Annotated in this window: 13 protein-coding genes, 1 tRNA gene and 2 pseudogenes; 9 read left to right on the top strand and 7 right to left on the bottom strand. The window is 69.9% G+C overall.

Annotation, left to right across the window (positions count from 1 at the left end; genetic code table 11):
* Positions 1–17 precede the first annotated feature (17 nt).
* From OG302_RS07480 to OG302_RS07470, 3 genes are all read left to right on the top strand, one after another.
* Positions 18–1535 carry a long-chain fatty acid--CoA ligase gene (locus tag OG302_RS07480; protein WP_371526015.1) on the top strand — a complete coding sequence of 506 codons (1518 nt, stop codon included), beginning with the start codon at positions 18–20 and terminating at the stop codon, positions 1533–1535.
* A gap of 119 nt (positions 1536–1654) precedes the next feature.
* A complete protein-coding gene (locus OG302_RS07475) occupies positions 1655–2398 on the top strand; it encodes a sulfite exporter TauE/SafE family protein (RefSeq protein ID WP_371526014.1) in 744 nt (247 codons plus the stop codon).
* 120 nt (positions 2399–2518) lie between these two features.
* Positions 2519–3337, top strand: a complete 819-nt coding sequence (locus OG302_RS07470) for a cobalt-precorrin-6A reductase (RefSeq protein WP_371526013.1) — start codon at positions 2519–2521, stop codon at positions 3335–3337.
* Here OG302_RS07470 and OG302_RS07465 read toward each other — a convergent pair.
* The 3 genes from OG302_RS07465 to OG302_RS07455 form a co-directional block, all read right to left on the bottom strand.
* A complete protein-coding gene (locus OG302_RS07465; protein WP_371750047.1) occupies positions 3334–5331 on the bottom strand; it encodes an MDR family MFS transporter in 1998 nt (665 codons plus the stop codon). The genes OG302_RS07470 and OG302_RS07465 overlap by 4 nt on opposite strands.
* A 254-nt stretch (positions 5332–5585) precedes the next feature.
* Entirely contained in the window at positions 5586–6374 is a 789-nt protein-coding gene (gene cobF, locus OG302_RS07460) for a precorrin-6A synthase (deacetylating) (protein WP_371526012.1), read from the bottom strand.
* Between the two features lie 366 nt (positions 6375–6740).
* The gene (locus OG302_RS07455; RefSeq protein WP_371526011.1) at positions 6741–7310 is read right to left on the bottom strand and encodes a DUF309 domain-containing protein; all 570 of its coding nucleotides are present in this window, start codon (positions 7308–7310) and stop codon (positions 6741–6743) included.
* A gap of 108 nt (positions 7311–7418) precedes the next feature.
* Between OG302_RS07455 and OG302_RS07450 the strand changes: the two genes are divergently transcribed.
* A tRNA-Pro gene (locus tag OG302_RS07450) sits at positions 7419–7492 on the top strand.
* Between the two features lie 424 nt (positions 7493–7916).
* Here the strand turns inward: OG302_RS07450 and OG302_RS07445 are convergent.
* From OG302_RS07445 to OG302_RS07435, 3 genes and pseudogenes are all read right to left on the bottom strand, one after another.
* Positions 7917–8991, bottom strand: a pseudogene (locus OG302_RS07445) (integrase core domain-containing protein).
* A 153-nt stretch (positions 8992–9144) separates the two neighbouring features.
* The gene (locus OG302_RS07440; RefSeq protein WP_371750046.1) at positions 9145–9375 is read right to left on the bottom strand and encodes a ferritin-like domain-containing protein; all 231 of its coding nucleotides are present in this window, start codon (positions 9373–9375) and stop codon (positions 9145–9147) included.
* Positions 9376–9482: 107 nt separating this feature from the next.
* Positions 9483–9602 (bottom strand): annotated as a pseudogene (locus OG302_RS07435) (ferritin-like domain-containing protein); the annotation flags it as partial.
* Between the two features lie 359 nt (positions 9603–9961).
* On the opposite strand from OG302_RS07435, the gene OG302_RS07430 reads away from it, so the two are divergent.
* Both OG302_RS07430 and OG302_RS07425 read left to right on the top strand, forming a co-directional pair.
* Positions 9962–11329 (top strand): NAD(P)/FAD-dependent oxidoreductase, encoded by a 1368-nt coding sequence (locus OG302_RS07430; RefSeq protein WP_371526010.1) that lies wholly within the window; start codon positions 9962–9964, stop codon positions 11327–11329.
* A 53-nt stretch (positions 11330–11382) separates the two neighbouring features.
* Positions 11383–12525 (top strand): low temperature requirement protein A, encoded by a 1143-nt coding sequence (locus OG302_RS07425; RefSeq protein ID WP_371526009.1) that lies wholly within the window; start codon positions 11383–11385, stop codon positions 12523–12525.
* Between the two features lie 93 nt (positions 12526–12618).
* Here the strand turns inward: OG302_RS07425 and OG302_RS07420 are convergent, their stop codons facing one another.
* Positions 12619–13053, bottom strand: a complete 435-nt coding sequence (locus OG302_RS07420; RefSeq protein WP_371526008.1) for an alpha/beta hydrolase — start codon at positions 13051–13053, stop codon at positions 12619–12621.
* Here OG302_RS07420 and OG302_RS07415 point away from each other — a divergent pair.
* The 3 genes from OG302_RS07415 (at position 12954) to OG302_RS07405 (ending at position 14993) form a co-directional block, all read left to right on the top strand.
* Complete coding sequence (locus OG302_RS07415) at positions 12954–13163, top strand: hypothetical protein (protein WP_371750395.1); 210 nt, start codon at positions 12954–12956, stop codon at positions 13161–13163. The genes OG302_RS07420 and OG302_RS07415 overlap by 100 nt on opposite strands.
* A 186-nt stretch (positions 13164–13349) precedes the next feature.
* Positions 13350–13685, top strand: coding sequence for an alpha/beta hydrolase fold domain-containing protein (locus OG302_RS07410; protein ID WP_371750045.1), 336 nt, complete (start codon positions 13350–13352; stop codon positions 13683–13685).
* A gap of 645 nt (positions 13686–14330) precedes the next feature.
* Positions 14331–14993: a hydrolase gene (locus OG302_RS07405; RefSeq protein WP_371526007.1), complete on the top strand. Its 663-nt coding sequence runs from the start codon at positions 14331–14333 to the stop codon at positions 14991–14993.

The following is a 14993-nucleotide window of genomic DNA, read 5'->3' as shown; positions in this document are numbered from 1 at the left end:
GAAACGGAGCACCACCCATGGCCACGCTGTCCCTCGCCGCGATCCTCGCCGAACCCGCCCGTCGCCGGCCGGACCGCACCGCCCTCGTCGAGGGTGAACTGCGGCTGACGTTCGGAGAGTTGTGGAGGCAGGCCCGCGCGCAGGCGGCGGCGCTGGTGGGGCTCGGGGTGCGGCCGGGGGACCGGGTGGCCCTGATGGCACCCAACACCGCGGAGTTCCCGCGCGCCTATTACGCGATCCTCGCCGCGGGCGGCGTCGTCGTCCCCGTACACCTCCTGCTCTCCGCGGAGGAGGTCGAGCACGTCCTGCGCGACAGCGGCGCCACCCTGCTGCTGTGCCACCCCGCGCAGGCGGAGACGGGCAAGGCCGCAGCCGCCGCCACCGGCGTACGGATGCTGACCCTCGGCGGGGACGGCGAGCTGGAGACCCTGGCGGGCGCGGCCGAGCCGCTCCCCAGCTACGTCACACGTGACGCCGACGACCCCGCCGTCGTCTTCTACACCAGCGGCACCACGGGAGTCCCCAAGGGCGCCGTGCTCAGCCACCTCAACCTGGTGATGAACGCGACCGTCTGCGCCTTCGACTCCCACGACGTGCGCGGTGACGACGTCGCGCTCGGCGCCCTCCCGCTCTTCCACGCGTTCGGTCAGACCGTCTCCATGAACGCGACCTGGCGCGCGGGCGCGACGCTCGTCCTGCTGCCGCGCTTCGACGCGGCGCGGGCCATCGAGCTGATGGCGGCGGAGGGCGTCAACACCTTCCACGGGGTGCCCACGATGTACGTGAACCTCGTGGCCGCCGCGGCCACGGCCCCCGAACTCCCCACGCTGCGGCTGGCGATCTCCGGCGGCGCCTCGCTGCCCATGGCCGTACTGGAACGCTTCGAGGAGGCCTTCGGCGTACCGGTCTACGAGGGCTACGGGCTCTCCGAGACCTCGCCCACCGCCTCTGTGAACCAGCCCGTCTACGGCACCAGGGCGGGCAGCATCGGCCACCCGCTGTGGGGCGTCGACGTGGAGATCGCCCGAGCCGACGTCGAGGGGCGGATCGAGCTCCTGCCGGCCGGCGAGCTGGGTGAGGTGGTGGTCCGCGGACACAACGTCTTCTCCGGCTACCTGGGGCGCCCGGAGGCGACCGCCGAGGCCGTCGTCGACGGCTGGTTCCGTACCGGTGACCTCGGCACCAAGGACGCCGACGGGTTCCTGGCCATCGTCGACCGCAAGAAGGACGTCATCATCCGCGGCGGCTTCAACGTCTACCCGCGCGAGGTCGAGGAGGTGCTCATGCGCCACCCGGACGTCGCGCAGGTCGCGGTGATCGGCCTGCCCGACGACGTGCACGGCGAGGAGATCTGCGCCGTTGTCGTCGCGGCTCCGGGCTCGGCCCCCGACGCGGCGGGCATCACCGCGTGGTCCAAGGAACACCTGGGACGCCACAAGTACCCGCGCCGCGTCGAGTTCACCGGCGAACTGCCGCTCGGCCCCAGCATGAAGATCCTCAAGCGGGAGCTGCGCGTCACCTACGGCGGGGCGTAGTCCGGGCTGTCTGGTCCGGGCGGCCTGGTTCGGGCTGCCTGGTTCGGGGTGTCCCGGCGTCCAGGATGTGGCCGCTCCCGACGGCGTTGAGATAGTTGGGTCTAGCATTTGTTTTCGGCATGGACATATCTATCTGGGGTTTCGCCGCGCTCGCCGCCGCGGCAGTGCTCGTCGGCTTCTCGAAGACCGCCGTCAGCGGGGCCAACACGGTCAGCCTGGCGGTCTTCGCCGCGATCCTTCCGGCCCGCGAATCGACGGGCGTCCTGCTGCCCATCCTGATCGCGGGCGACGTCCTGGCCGTCCTCACCTACCGCAGACATGCCCACTGGCCCACCCTGTGGCGGCTGTTCCCCGCCGTCGCGGGCGGTGTGGTGGTGGGCACGGTCTTCCTGATGTGGGCCGACGACGCCGTCGTCCGTACGTCGATCGGGGCGATCCTGCTGATGATGGCGGCGGTCACGCTATGGCGCCGCAGGACCGCCGCGGACGAGGCCGAACCCGCGCGCCGCTCCCGGCTCAAGGCCCCTTCCTACGGCGTGCTCGGCGGCTTCACCACCATGGTCGCCAACGCGGGCGGCCCGGTCATGTCGATGTATCTGCTTTCCGCGGGCTTCCGAAAGCTCAGCTTCCTGGGCACATCGGCGTGGTTCTTCCTCATCGTGAACACCTCCAAAGTGCCGTTCAGCGTGGGCCTCGGCCTGATCGACGCGCACTCGCTGCTGCTCGACGCGGCCCTCGTGCTCTTCGTCCTGCCGGGCGCCCTCATCGGCAAGGCTGCCGTGCACCGGATCAACCAGCGTCTCTTCGAGCAGCTCGTGATCGGGGCGACGGTGCTCGGCGGCCTCCAGCTGTTGCTGCGGTGAGCCGCGACTTGCCGTGACGATCCGCGGCAGGTTGCCGCGGTGACTTGCCGCGGTGACCGCAACCAGCCGCGGTGAACCGCCCGGAACCCCCGCTCGACCGTGCCGCGTAGCCTCGGGGCCATGCATGTGCTCGTCCTCGGCGGAACCACCGAAGCCCGTCGGCTCGCCGCCTCTCTCGCCGCTCGCCCCGGCGTCCGTGTGACCACCTCGCTCGCGGGGCGCGTCACGCGCCCGGCCGCGCTCGAAGGAGACGTACGCGTCGGGGGGTTCGGCGGCGTGGACGGCCTGGCCGGCTGGCTGCGCGAACAGGAGGTGGACGCCGTCGTGGACGCCACCCACCCCTTCGCCGCCACCATGAGCGAGCACGCGGTCCGCGCGGCGGCGGCCACCGGCGTTCCGTCCGTCATGCTGCGCAGGCCGGGCTGGCGCCCGGAGCCGGGCGACCGCTGGCACGACGCCGCATCACTCGCCGACGCGGCGGCGCTGCTGCCCGCGCTGGGCCGCCGCATCTTCCTGACCACGGGCCGTCTCGGCCTCGCCGCCTTCGCCGACGAGCGGCGGCTGCCGGACCTGGCGGAACTCCACTTCCTCGTACGCTCCGTGGAGGCCCCCGACCCGCCGCTGCCCCGCCACACCGAGGTACTTCTCGACCGCGGGCCCTACACGGTCGAGGGCGAGACGGCGCTGCTGCGCGACCACCGCATCGACGTCCTGGTGACCAAGGACAGCGGGGGCGCGGCCACGGCGGCCAAACTCACCGCCGCCCGCGCGCTCGCCGTACCCGTGGTGATCGTCCGCCGTCCCCCGCCGCCGGAGGGCGCGACGGTGCTGCCGGACGAGGCGGGCGTGCTGTCACACCTGGAACATGGCCTCGGCCTCGGTCGCGGCTTCGGTTCCGGCCTCGGCTTCGGTCTCGATTCCGGTCGCGACCTGACCTAGGCCGTCCTCGACGGGAGCGGGAGTGGCCGCCGCGCCTCGGGGGCGAGGCCATGCTCCAGGTCCTCCACGAGCAGCCGCTTCGCGATCGCGTCGACCGCCTTGACGAGATCCTTGTCGGCGGGACGGCCGCTGTCCCTCTCCACCTGCTCGCCCAGCCACCCGGACCACGCCTTGCCGATCACGTCGGCCTCGCGTGCACCGGCGGGGGTGTGCGAGAAGAGCATGCCCGCGCGGGTGAGGAAGCCTTCCTCGACCATGCGGTTGAAGACCGGCACGAGCACTTCGGGCGGCAGCTGCCGCCGGGCGGCGATCAGGTTCAGATTGGCGTGACCGACCATCCGGTCGAAGAGCGCGACCTGCATCACGGCCCACGCGCCGGCCATGTCGAGCCGCGTGTCGGACTCGCTGATGACACGACGGGCGGTGTCCATGCCGGTACTGCGGATGATGTTCCCGACCGCCAGCTCAAGGACGCGGTCCGGGCTGCCGCCCGACGTCGGCGACGCGAAGCCCTCGCCCATGTCAGCGGAACTCATCCGCGCGCTGTCCCGCAGCTGCACCTGCTTGAGGAAGAGGGCCACCAGGAACCCGAGGAGCGCCACCGGCACCGTCCACAGGAACACCGTGTGCAGCGTGTCCGCGTACGCCTTGATGATGGGCGCGGCCGACTCCGCGGGAAGGCTGTGCAGCCCCTGCGGACTCTGCGCGGCCTTGGCCACCACGGCCGGATCCGCGGACCCGGCCGCGGCCGCGGCGGCGACCCCGTCCTCCAGGTTCGGCTTCAGCGTATTGGCGTAGATGGTGCCGAACACGGCGGTGCCGAAGGAGCTGCCGAGCGTACGGAAGAAGGTGACCCCGGAGGTCGCCGTGCCCAGATCCGCGTAGACGACGGTGTTCTGCACGGCGATCGTCAGGACCTGCATGCAGAGCCCGATGCCGGTGCCGAGGACGAACATGTAGAGCGATTCGAGCCAGGTACTGGTCTCACTGCCCATCAGCGACAGCAGGTAGAGCCCGAGCGCCATGACCAGAGCACCCACGATGGGAAAGATCCGATACGTCCCGGTCTTGCTCACCACGTTGCCGCTGAAGATGGAAGCGATGAGCAGCCCGATCACCATGGGCAGCGTCCGCACGCCCGAGATGGTGGCCGAGTCCCCGTCGACGTACTGCAGATAGGTCGGCAGGAACGTCATCGCGCCCAGCATCGCGAAGCCGACGATGAAGCTGAGGATCGAGCAGACCGTGAAGACGGGGTTGGCGAAGAGCCGCATCGGCAGCATCGGTTCGGCGGCCCGCGTCTCGACGACACAGAACAGCGCGAGCGCGACCGCGCCGCCCGCGAACAGCCCGATGATGGTGGCCGAACCCCACGCGTACTGGTTGCCGCCCCAACTCGTGGCCAGAATGAGCGCGCTGGCGCCGATGGCGACGAACGCGATGCCGAGATAGTCGATGACGGGACGCACCGCCGATTTCACGACGGGGATGTTCCGCGCCGCGGCGATCACCACGACGATCGCGATGGGCACGTTGACGTAAAAGGCCCAGCGCCAGGTCAGATGATCCGTGAAGAGCCCGCCCAGGAGCGGCCCGATGACGGTGGCCACCCCGAAGACGGCACCGATCGCACCCTGGTACTTCCCGCGCTCACGCAGCGGGATGACGTCCGCGATCAACGCCATCGACGTCACCATGAGACCGCCCGCGCCGATGCCCTGGAGGGCGCGCCAGGCGATGAGCAGCGTCATGTTCGTCGAGAGACCGCACAGGAACGAGCCGGTGATGAAGACGATCGCCGAGACCTGAAAGACGACCTTGCGCCCGAACAGGTCACCGAACTTGCCAACAAGCACCGTGGCAACGGTCTCCGCGAGCAGATACGACGTCACGACCCACGACATGTGCTCGGCGCCGCCCAGATCCGCCACGATCGTAGGCAGCGCGGTGCCCACGATGGTCTGGTCGAGTGCGGCGAGCAGCATGCCCAGCATGATCGTCACGAAGACGATGTTGCGGCGGCGCTTGTCCAGGACGGGCGGCCCCTGGGCGGGGGCCTCGGCGGCGGGCTCGACGGTGGTGGTCACACGGTCACCCTCACACCGCGCCTGCGCCTGTGCATGCGGGGCCGGTCCGCTCCGGTGACGGTGGGGGTGGGGCGCTGCGGTGACGGAGGGGCAGGGGCGGCTCACCCGACAGCCCCGTCGCTGGCTCAGCCGTTCACTCAGCCGTTCACTCGGCCGTTCGCTCAGTCCAGGTTGCGGCGCAGCAGATAGGTATCCATGATCCACCCCTTGCGCTCGCGCGCCTCGGCCCGGAGGGCCTCGATGCGGGGAGCGGCCTCGTCGAGGGGCCCGGAGACGAGGATCTCGTCGGCGGTCCCGATATAGGCCCCCCAGTAGATGTACATGTCACCACCTTCCTCGCCGTCCGCACCCTGGTACCGGCGGAAAGCCTGATGGGCGTCGAGCATCACCACGACGTCGTCGACGCCCTCGGGGAAGCCGCCGTCGGCGAGGCGCCGCCCCGTGGTGATCTGGACGGGCCGCGCGACACGGTTCAGGCCGGTGCGGTGCCTGGCGGCGAGCGAGGAGACGCTGCTGATGCCGGGCACGACGTCGTACGAGAAGGTCACGGCCCCCCGCCGGAGGACCTCTTCCAGAATCCCCAGGGTGCTGTCATAGAGAGCGGGGTCGCCCCACACCAGGAAGGCACCGCTCTCGTCCTCGCCGAGCTCATCGGCGATGAGCCGCTCATAGATGTCCGCACGGCGGCTGCGCCAGTCCCCGACGGCAGGGGAGTATTCCGCCCCGCCCGCCTTCCGGTCACGCGCGGGATCCCGCGCCTCGACCACGCGGTAGGCACCGTCGGCGCGATGCGCGTCGAGGAGATCACGCCGCAGCTGAACGAGGTCGTCCTTCTCCTCACCCTTGTCGAGGATGAAGAACACGTCACTGCTCTTCAGCGCCTTGACCCCTTGCAGGGTCAACTGATCGGGGTCGCCCGCACCAATACCGATGACACAAATCTTTCGCACCCCGAGAGTCTGCCGTACGGGGGTGGCGCGGTTCGCCGTGGGGCGGTTTGTCCGGGGCGCCGTCCGGCTGGGGCATCCGGTCGCTTCGGCACAGGCCGTGCCTGCTGACGCCGGGGTTGTGAGGGGCGTGGAGATGCGGCCCTGTCCGGGGCGGGGTCGAGCGGGTGCTTCGGCACGGGCGGTGCCTGCTGACGCCGGGGTTGTGAGGGGCGTGAAGATGCGGCCCTGTCCGGGGCGGGGTCGAGCGGGCGCTTCGGCACGGGCGGTGTCTACTGCTGCCGGGCTTGCGTGGTGCGGCTCGTCTGCTGCTGGATTCGCGTGGCGTCGCCGGTCAGCTGCTGCCGGCCCCGGCCCGCAGCTGCCGTGTCACTCGGAGGCGGCCCCGCGGTCTGTCCCGCCATCAGCCCGCTCGCCGGCCCCAAGCAGCCGCGGTGCGTGCTCGGCGGCGTCCACCGTCGCCCCGCCCCCCTCCAGTGTCGTGGCCAACTCCTGCGCCCACAGCACGAGTCCGTCCACGTCGATCCCGTACGGCCGCTCACCTCTCCTCCCCGCGTCGATCGCGCCAGCCCCCCTGAGCAGCAGCCGCGCCCCGCCCGTGAGGTTGCCGCGGGCCGAGTGGGTCAGCCCAACGGCCAGCTGGGCGAGCCCCTTCCACAGGTCGCGCTCGTCCTCGGGCCCCGACTTCCAGGCGTCCTCGAAGACCTCGTGCGCGTGAAAGGGCCGCCCCGCGTCGAGCAGTTCCTGAGCCTGAGTGACCGTCTCCTCGGGCGTACGCGTGACGCCTTCGGGCTGCCGCTCCACGCCTTCGGTGCCGTACGGCAACGGCCGCCCGAGACCATCACGCGGCCGCGCGTTGCGGGCCCGCCCTTCGGCGTCGCGGTCACGGCCACGGGCATCGCGGTCTTCACGGTCATCAGGTCCAGGTGCGGTGCTCATACCGAGATTGTCCCTCGCCAGACCCCTGGCGGGGGGCGCGGACCACCCCTGAACGTGGGGTAAAGTTCTGTCTGCGCGATCACGCAGAACACAGCGGGACACGCGCATCGGGACGTGGCGCAGCTTGGTAGCGCACTTGACTGGGGGTCAAGGGGTCGCAGGTTCAAATCCTGTCGTCCCGACGGAAACGTCGCAAGTAGGGGCCATCTTCGGATGGCCCCTACTTCGTGTTTGGGAGCAATTCTGGGAGCGGGGATCCGCTCCCTGTGCTCCCAGGGAGCGGGAGTCTGGGGGGCAACTGGGGGTGGACGGGTGGTCACCCGATCCGGTCGCTCCCAGGGAGCATTTCCGCTGGCTGGTCTGGTGGAGGGGGCAAGGGGTCGCGCTGTTCGCCCCCTTGTCCGAAAGCTTGTCATGGGGCCGTGCTCCCACTCGACCCCTTGACGGCTTTCACCGACCCCATGTCTGCGGGGGCTCCCTGTCTCGGTGCACACGTCATCCAGAGGTTGAACGCAGTGATGCCGTGCGGTGCAGGTCGGCGGGGGTGTCCGGCTGGGGGCGAGTGCTCCTGTGGGCCTGTGGGGCTCGAAAAGTCGTCGCTGCAGTTCAAGCGGCATGTCGGTACTCGTTGATTGCTCCGCTGAGGATCCGGGTGTGCAAGAGCTTGCGGGGCTCGAAACCATTCAGGACTGCTGGCTGTTCCTGGGCCTTGGGCGGTTGTTGATCGCGGGATCGGTGCGGCCGATGTCTGTTGTAGTGGTCCTGGTACTCGGCTGGGACCTGCCGGGCGTGGGTCTCGTTCAGGAGCAGAACGTGGTCGAGTGCCTCGCGGCGGATCGTGTCGATCACTCGCTTGCAGTGAGCGTTCATGCGCGGTGCCTGGGGTGCGCTGAGTAGCACGGCCATGCCTTCGGCTTCGAAGACGGTGTCGAAGGAGCCGGTGTACTTGCTGTCGCGGTCGCGGAGCACGAAGCGCAGCGACTCGACGCGGCTGCCGAGGTCATCGGCGAGATTGCGTGCCTGCTGGGTCGCCCGTTGTGCGGTGGGGTGGGCGGTGACGCCGGTGATGTGGAGTCTGCGGGTGCCGTGTTCGAGGAACGCCAGTGCGTACAGCCGGCTGTCGGTGATCGTGTCGACGTGGAAGAAGTCCGCCGCGATGATCCCCTGGGCCTGCGCGGTGAGGAACTCGCGCCGGCTCGGGCCGGTGCGGCGCGGGGCGGGGTCGATGCCGGCCTTGTGCAGGATCTCCCAGACCGTGGACGGCGCGATCGGGTGTCCCAGTCGGGCCAGTTCGCCCTGGGTCCGCCGGTGGCCCCACCGCGGATTCTCCTGCGCCAGGCGCAACACCAGCTTCTTGAGCGGGGGCTGCCGTGGGTGGACGCCCGGTGCGTCGGCGTCGGTCGGAGTAGTCCCACTCCTTGGCGATCAGCCTGCGGTGCCAGGCCAGTAGCGTCCCCGGTGTGACCGCGAAGACGCTGCTCCAGCAGCGGCGCGGTATCAGCGACGACAGCGCGGCCAGCCAGAACCGGTCCGCGGGCTCGTAGCGGACCGGACCGCTGAGTTGTCGTCGCAACACCGAGTTTTCGTGCTGCAGCACCAGTAGTTCGGCGTCCTTGGCCGTGTCCCGGCGTAGCAGGACCGCGGGGATGGACAGCAGCGCCCGGGTGGCCCGGTACAGCATCGAGATGATCACACGCGCAGCATCCCAGCTATCGCGGAGGGCCTGGCACGTAGGCTCCCACCTGCAGCGATGACTTTACGAGCCCCACAGGGCGGCGGCCCAGTCGTAGAACCGCCGATCCTCGCTGCATCGTATGCGGATCGGCGCGATCCTTCAGGCGCGGACGAGCGGGGTGTCGACCAGATGCTCGGCCAGGAACCGGGCCTGCAGTTCCCCGATCCTGATCACCTGTGAGACCAGGAGGTCGTTGGTGCCGTCGTCACCTAGCTCACCGGTCCGGGCGGCGGCATCGTGGGCCTCGACGAGGATGGTCTCGTGGACTTCAAGGAGCCGTGACAGCATCGCCGCACTTCCTCCACTCCGTTCGGAGGCCGCGGGATCGATGTGATCTCGGCGACGCGCCGGCGGCCGCCCACCGCGACGCCGCCCAGGGACTGGACGCGTTCGGCGATGGTGTCGACGATCTCCAGCTGTTCCCCCGCGTGCTTGTCGAGGACCAGATGCAGTTGATAGAACGTCGTCCCGCGCATCAGCCAGTGATGCTTCTTGTATAGGACGTAGAGGATCTGAGTGTCCGCCAGGACCTTGTTCAGGCGCTGACAGGAGTACATCCGCGCCTCGTAGGACAGGCCGATCGGGAACTGCTTGACGGTGCCGAACTCCTGGGTCACCTTGCTCCTCTGGTACAGCCACGGCTGGCTGCCGCTCACAGGCTGGTGGTGGTCATGGTGAGCCTCCTGTGGTGCCGTGCTGTGCATACCCGAGCGGCGTTAGGTGCCCCGACGCAGGGCGCATTGACCGGCAGCGCATGCGGTGGTGCCGGCCAGCGCACAGTGCGCGGTGTCCCGTGCCAGGAGTTCACTTTCGGGCAAGCGTCTGTGCGCTGGCGGGCACAGGCCTTCGGCCGGCCGATCTAGCGTCGGCACGGCGGCCCACGTCCGTGGAGCCCGAGGCGCGAGGAGAGGCAAAAATGAGCGCGAACGAGCAGGCGGATGTGGTGGTCGTCGGGTTGGGGCCGGGTGGTGAGTACGTCGCGGGCACGCTGGCCGAAGCCGGCCTTGACGTGGTGGGGGTCGAGGCGGAACTCGTCGGTGGCGAGTGTCCGTACTGGGGGTGCGTGCCCAGCAAGACAATGATCCGGGCCGGGAACCTGCTCGCCGAGGCGGGCCGGGTGCCCGCTCTCGCCGGCGAAGCGGTCGTCACACCGGACTGGGGCAGGGTCGCCGGACGTATCCGCGACGAGGCCACCGACGACTGGAACGACAAAGTCGCCGCCGACCGTCTCGCGGCCAAGGGCGGTCGCCTCGTCCGGGGGAGGGGCTGTCTCTCCGGGCCGCGCCGGGTGGCGGTCGGCGACCGCGCGATCGAAGCCCGGCGCGGTGTCGTGCTGGCCACCGGCACGCGGCCCCGGATCCCCCCGGTGCCGGGCCTTGAGGGGACGCCGTACTGGACCAACAGGGACGCCATGGCGGCCAAGGAGTTGCCGGAGTCGATGATTGTGCTCGGCGGGGGCGCCATCGGCGTCGAAGTCGCCCAGGCCTTCGCCCGCTTCAAGTGCGCGGTCACGGTGATCGAGGGGCAGGGCCGGCTGCTTTCGCAGGAGGAATCGGAAGCCGGTGAGCTGGCCACGGAGGTGCTGCGGGCGGACGGAGTCACCGTACTCACCGGTGCTCGGGCGCGGCGGATCAGCCATGACGGCACCGAGTTCACCGTCCGTGTCGAGGGTGACGGAGAGCCGCTTCGTGCCGAACGGCTTCTGGTGGCCACCGGGCGCCACGCCGATCTGTCCGCGCTGGCGGTCGACACGGTGGGGCTCGATCCCATGGCAGGAGCCGTGCACACGGACGGGCAGATGCGGGCGGGGGAGGGGTTGTGGGCGGTCGGCGACATCACGGGCCGGGGCGCCTTCACCCATGTGTCGATGTATCAGGCGCAGATCGCCGTCCGGGACATCCTCGGACAGCCCGGTCCCGACGCCGACTACCGCGCGCTGCCCCGTGTGACCTTCACCGATCCGGAGATCGGGGCCGTCGGATTGACGGAGCGGCAGGCGCGGGAGCGGGGGCTGCGGATACGCACCAGTGTGGTGCCCGTCGCCTTGTCCACGCGCGGCTGGATCCACGGGCCGGGCAACGAGGGGTTCATCAAGCTTGTCGAGGACGCGGACCGGGGCGTGTTGATCGGCGCGACATCGGCGGGTCCTGCAGGCGGCGAGGTGCTCTACGGACTGAACGTGGCCGTCCACGCCGAGATACCCGTCGACCGGCTCCAGCATATGATCTACACGTATCCCACGTTCCACCGGACGGTCGAGGCCGCGCTCGGAGCCCTCCGCTGAGCCGCCGCCCCCCGGTCGCCCACGCGGCCCCGGCGCCCGTGCGACGGCGGACCATGCCGGGCCGCGACCCCGGAGAGCCGCACAGGACCACCACATCGCTGGAGCTCCTCTTCGACCTGTGCTTCGTTGTCGCAGTGACGCAGGCGTCCGGGAGCCTGCACGAGGCGCTGGCCGACGGGGAGTACGCCACCGGAGTTCTGCGCTTCGCGCTGGTCTTCTTCACCATCTGGTGGGCGTGGATGAACTTCACCTGGTTCGCCTCCGCCTACGACCCGGACGACGTCCCGTACCGGTTGACGGTGTTGGTCCAGATCACGGGGGCGCTCGTGATCGCCGCCGGCGTTCCGCGCGCGTTCGAGGAGGGTGACCTGCGGGTCATCACCGTCGGATACGTCCTGCTGCGCACGGCATTGACCGTCCTGTGGCTGCGCGCCGCGTGGTCCAACCCATTCCGGCGGGCGACCCCCCTGCGCTTCGCCGCCGGAGTGACAGCCTGTCAGGTCGGCTGGGTCGGGCTGCTCGGCCTCCCGGCATCGGCACGCCTTTCAGGGATTGTGGTGCTGATCGTTGCCGAGGTGTCCGTCCCGGTGTGGGCCCAGTCCGCCGGGATGACCCCATGGCATCCGCGCCACATTGCCGAGCGCTACGAACTGTTCACCCTCATCGTCCTCGGGGAGTCCATCGCGGCGGCCACCGTCGCGGTCCGGGGCGCCTTCGACCGACACCACGGCACTGGTTCGCTGTACGCGGTCGCGGCCGGTGGCCTGTTCATGGCCTACGCCATGTGGTGGCTGTACTTCACCAGATCCGCGCATACCCTGCTTGCCACCACGCACCAGGCCCACCGTAGGAGATTCACCTGGGCCTACGGCCACTACCTGATCTTCGCTTCGGCGACCGCCGAGGGAGCCGGCCTGGCCGCGTACGCCGATCACGTCACGCGTCGCACGGACGACTCTCCGTGGGCCGCGGGCGCTGCGGTCACCGTCCCCGCGGCCGTCTTTCTGATCACCGTCTGGGCTGTGCACCTCAGGCCCCATCAGAGAACCGTGGCCGAGCGGATTCCGTATCCCGCCGCCGCGGTTGGTGTCCTGCTGGCCGCTTTCTCCCCGGCACCTGCCCTCACCGCCGGTGCACTACTGGCGGCCCTGGTCGTGGTCGTGACGATGGAACAGCGGCGAGCAAGCCCGTGGTGAGATCTCACCCTGTGCCGGGACCGAAGGGCCGCGCGGCGGCACTCACCGTGTGATGAGTGCCGCCGCGCGGCCGCCCTGTCGCCCGCCGCCTCGTCAGCTCGTCGCGCGTACCGCGTCGCGGAACAGTTCAGCGACCTCCTGGGGCCGGGACACGGCTAAGGCATGCGAGGCGCCCTCGATCTCGACGATCGTTGCCCTGGCCCGCTTGGCTCCGAAGCGCTCGACCTCGGGATTGATCGCCTGGTCCGCGCCAACCACGAGCGCCCAGGAAGACTTGGTCTTCCACGCGGCGGCCGAGGCCGTCTCCGTGCGTGGCCTCGGGAGAGAGGTCGTATTCGGGGAAGACCACAGCGGGCGTTCGCGCCGACGGCGAGCTCGCGCACGAGGCGGTCGTGGGTGTGGGCGTTGCCGAACACCCAGCCTGCGCCGTGGAGGCAGAGGATCACCGGCAGGGTGCCTGTCACGCCGGCGGGGCGCACGACGCGTACGCGGACGCTGCCCGTCGGGCCGCCCAGGATGGTGATCCATTCCTCGTCGATCTGCGGCTTGTCGATCTCGCCGGACTGCACCTCGTCGACCGGGAAGAGTGCTACGCCCTGTTGACCTGGACGTCGGGCAGGCCGATGCGCTCGGGCTGACACCGAACGGCTCGCGGTCGCCGGAGACTGCGCCGGGGCCACCCTCGCCGCCGCCCTCACGCTGCTGGCGCGGGTGCGCGGGTGCGCGGGTGCGCGGAGGCCCGGAGCTCCGTGCCCAGCTGCTGTACTACCCGCTGACCGACGCCCGTTGCGACAGCCCGTCCCAACGGCTGTTCGCCACGGGATATCAGCTCACCCCGTGATGCCGTGCGGTCCTACTGGCGGGAGTACGCGGTCGATCCTCGGCAGCGGGACGAGCCGACTGCGTCGCCGCTGCGTGCCAGTACGGCCGAACTGGCGGGGCTGCCGCCGGCGCTGATCGTGACAGCGGAGGCCGATGTTGCCCGGGACGAAGCGGAGGAGTATGCGGGCCGGTTGCGCCAGGCTGGTGTCGCCGCGACGGCGGCGCGATTCCAGGGCACGCTTCACGACTTCGTGTCATTGACCGCTCTGCGCAACAGTCCGCCGACACTTGCGGCGGTGCGGCTCGGTGGCAGATTCCTGCGCGCTCGCCTGAGGTGAGGGCGGCGGGGGGTGCCGGCTGCAGGACCTTGTAGTCGTCCGCTCCCGGAAGGTCCGGCATTCGGATCGCCTCCGCGCTCGTCGCCAAGGCTGTACGCCACGAGCAGCGCGCACGCCTGCTTCATCGCCATGTGGACTGCCGAGGGCAATCGCTGAATGGACAAGCCACACCTTGCGTGGTGGTGGGAGGGGGATCGAGGCGGCGCACTCATGTCGCGCTCCTCGTGATGTGCCACGGGGCGGTCGGCTTGGCAGCCCCTGGCGAACAGGTAGGCCAGGCAGGCTCGTTACGTTGGGCGGAAGGCAGGGAGTGGCATTCGATTCTCCCCAGCGCGGACAAGCACTCAAAAGCGGCTGCCCAGAGCCTGTTACGGCGTCAGCTTTGGGTGGCGCGGGAGTAAATAGGGCGGGCGCCTTGAAGAGCGCTTACTTGGCCCTAGGGCCAGTCCCGCCGCTTGAAAATCACGTACTTGCGCGTTGGCGCCCGTGACACCGTGCGGCTCTGGCCCTTGACCGGTTGTGCGCTGTCATGCCAACTCCTGGGCGCGGGAGGTCAACGCGGTCGGTCGGATCGCTCCTAGCTTGAAGAAGTGCCGAACCGCGGAGGCGGCGGGCACGTTACCGATTGCTTCGAGAGGACCCCTCATGTTCGACATCAACAAGGTGCAGGCCGCCCCGAGCAAGGATCTGCTCACGCCGGACAACTCGGTCATGCTCTTCGTGGACCACCAGCCGCAGATGTTCTTCGGTACCGGGAGCGGCGATCGCGCCGCGATCATCAACAGCACCGTGGGTCTTGCCAAGGCGGCGCAGGCCTTCGACGTGCCGGCCGTTCTGACCACGGTCGCCGCCGAGTCGTTTTCCGGCCCCCTGCTGCCGCAGCTCGCCGAGGTGTTTCCCAAGCAGGAGGTCATCGACCGTACGAGCATGAACGCCTGGGAGGACGAGGCGCTCGTGGCGGCGGTCAAGGCGACCGGGCGCAAGAAGATCATCCTTTCCGGCCTGTGGACCGAGGTCTGCCTCGTGCTGCCCGCCCTCTCCGCCTTGGAGCAGGGTTACGAGGTGTACGTGGTCTCCGACGCGTCCGGCGGCGTCAGCCCTGCCGCCCACGAGCACGCGCTGCAGCGGATGCTGGCCGCCGGTGCGGTGCCGGTGACCTGGGTGCAGGTACTTCTTGAGCTGCAGCGCGACTGGGCGCGCCAGGAGACGTACCCCGCAGTCATGGAGATCGTCAAGGCGCATGCGGGCGCGTACGGCCTGGGCGTCGTGTACGCGCAGAGCGTCATCGGCGCGCACGCGGCGGGCTGA

Source organism: Streptomyces sp. NBC_01283 (assembly GCF_041435335.1).
Lineage (GTDB): Bacteria > Actinomycetota > Actinomycetes > Streptomycetales > Streptomycetaceae > Streptomyces.
Note: the sequence above shows the minus strand (reverse complement) of the source record. Positions and strands in the feature narration are given on the sequence as shown.

What these genes read in the sequence shown, in the direction of transcription:
- OG302_RS07480 (WP_371526015.1), top strand. Translation starts at nt 18, where the DNA reads ATGGCCACGCTGTCCCTCGCCGCGATCCTCGCCGAACCCGCCCGTCGC.
- OG302_RS07475 (WP_371526014.1), top strand. Translation starts at nt 1,655, where the DNA reads ATGGACATATCTATCTGGGGTTTCGCCGCGCTCGCCGCCGCGGCAGTG.
- OG302_RS07470 (WP_371526013.1), top strand. Translation starts at nt 2,519, where the DNA reads ATGCATGTGCTCGTCCTCGGCGGAACCACCGAAGCCCGTCGGCTCGCC.
- OG302_RS07465 (WP_371750047.1), bottom strand. Translation starts at nt 5,331, where the DNA reads ATGCTGGGCATGCTGCTCGCCGCACTCGACCAGACCATCGTGGGCACC.
- OG302_RS07455 (WP_371526011.1), bottom strand. Translation starts at nt 7,310, where the DNA reads ATGAGCACCGCACCTGGACCTGATGACCGTGAAGACCGCGATGCCCGT.
- OG302_RS07430 (WP_371526010.1), top strand. Translation starts at nt 9,962, where the DNA reads ATGAGCGCGAACGAGCAGGCGGATGTGGTGGTCGTCGGGTTGGGGCCG.
- OG302_RS07425 (WP_371526009.1), top strand. Translation starts at nt 11,383, where the DNA reads ATGCCGGGCCGCGACCCCGGAGAGCCGCACAGGACCACCACATCGCTG.
- OG302_RS07420 (WP_371526008.1), bottom strand. Translation starts at nt 13,053, where the DNA reads ATGGATCACCATCCTGGGCGGCCCGACGGGCAGCGTCCGCGTACGCGT.
- OG302_RS07405 (WP_371526007.1), top strand. Translation starts at nt 14,331, where the DNA reads ATGTTCGACATCAACAAGGTGCAGGCCGCCCCGAGCAAGGATCTGCTC.